Here is a 2,054-nt window from a genome sequence, read left to right on the forward strand (position 1 = left end):
AAATCAGCAGCAACTGCAACACTGGTGGCGTTGTCTGCGGGGGTGAAAGTGGCTGTCGGGGCTGTGGTATCAACGGCGACAGCAGTGGTGAAATTCCAAGCAGTTGCGCCTGTAGTACCGGCATAATTGTTGCCAGCTAAATCTTTAATTGAACCGGCGGCAATTTCAACGTAGTAATCAGTACCTTGCGCTAAATCTGCTGTGGGATTAACGGTGACGGTACTACCGCTAACGGTGACATTTGTTGAGGTGACATCAATGGTTTCCACCACTGAGTTATCCGAGACTTTCTTGATAACAATATTGCCAGTGCCTTTTTGTACGGCTTCACTCAAGGTGACGACTAAATCAGCAGCAACTGCAACACTGGTGGCGTTGTCTGCGGGGGTGAAAGTGGCTGTCGGGGCTGTGGTATCAACGGCAGCCGCAGTGGTGAAATTCCAAGCAGTTGCCCCTGTAATACCGGCATAATTGTTCCCTCCTAAGTTTTTAATCGCACCAGCGGCAATTTCAACGTAGTAATCTGTACCTTGCGCTAAATCTGCCGTGGGATTAACTGTGACTGTACTACCAGTAACGGTGACATTGGCTGAGGTGACATCAATGGTTTCTACAACTGAGTTGTCGGAGACTTTCTTGATGACAATATTGCCGATGCCTTTTTGTACGGATTCACTCAATGTGACAACTAAATCAGCAGCAACTGCAACACTGGTGGCGTTATCGGCTGGGGTGAAACTGCTGGCTGTGGGCGCTGTACCATCAAGGCCGTTACCTTGAATGGTAAAGGTATAAGTAGATTCGTCGAGATCGTTGCTGGAAATATTAATTCGTGCGGTGCGAGTGCCGATAGCCGAAGGTTGGAAAGTAATTTCAAATGGGGTAGCTTGACTGGCACTAATAGTGTTGGCTGGTAATGTCTTGACGGTAAAATCACTGGCATTGGCCCCTGTAATGGTGACTACAGGCGTACCCGATAACGTCAAATTACTCGAACCCAAATTTTCAATGCTAAAGGTGCGAACTAGCGGGCTACCAACTGGGGTATCAGCAAAAGCAGTGCCATCAATTGTCGTGGGTGTAATATCTTGATTGGCGATGGAAGTACCATTGCCTTTAAGATCAATTTCCGGCGGGTTAATGAAGAAAGCTAAATCATTAGAGGCATTGGCATTGCCGTAGTTGAAGATATAGTTCCCACCCCCATAAGGGTTGGTATTCGAGAAAGAGAATGTACCTGTTCCCTCAAAAATAACGGAGTAGGTTTGCCCACTGGTAGCCGAATAAGGAGTGTCTAATTTAACTGTTTTCCAACCCATGCCCGATGGGAGTGATATGCTCTGTTGATAGGTAGGAGTACCTTTGTTCCCGCCAGCACCGCTGCCATTACTGCTGTTGTAAATCAATAAATTGCCAGTAAAAGCACCTCCGGTATAAACCGCAATCTCGCTAATTGTTCCATTCTCAGAAGCTGTGAAGCTTTGTCCCTGATGATTGGTATTAGCACTACCGTTTTGGGTTAATTGCGGGATGGGAGGAATCGGCAGCGTGGAAGCGGTGAGGGTTGTGAAGTTCCAACTGGTTGGCCCTGTAATCCCGGCATAATTGTTACCAGCCGAGTCTTTAATCGCCCCGCTAGCAATTTCTACATAGTATTCGGTACTTGGTGCAAGGTCAGCGGTAGGATTAATGGTGACAGTAGAACCACTGACGGTGACGTTAGCTGAGGTGACATCAATAGTTTCAACAACTGAGTTGTCGGAGACTTTCTTGATGACAATATTGCCAGTGCCTTTTTGTACGGCTTCACTCAAGGTGACGGCTAAATCAGCAGCAACTGCAATATTAGTGGCGTTGTCTGCAGGGGTGAAACTGGCGGCTGTAGGCGGTGTGGTGTCAGCTACGGTGGTGAAATTCCAAGTGGCTGCACCTGTAGTGCCGGCATAATTGTTACCTGCTAAGTCTTTAATTGCACCAGCGGCAATTTCAACGTAGTAATCTGTACCCTCAACTAAATTTGCTGTGGGATTAATGGTGACGCTACTGCCAGTAAC

The 2,054-nt window shown here is 47.3% G+C and carries 1 protein-coding gene; it reads right to left on the reverse strand.

Annotated features, from left to right (window positions below; genetic code table 11):
- On the reverse strand, positions 1 to 2,054 hold a 2,054-nt coding region (locus QUA50_RS14320), incomplete at both ends, for an Ig-like domain-containing protein (RefSeq protein WP_333262158.1).

The organism is Microcoleus sp. M2_D5, from assembly GCF_036701935.1.
GTDB lineage: Bacteria > Cyanobacteriota > Cyanobacteriia > Cyanobacteriales > Microcoleaceae > Microcoleus.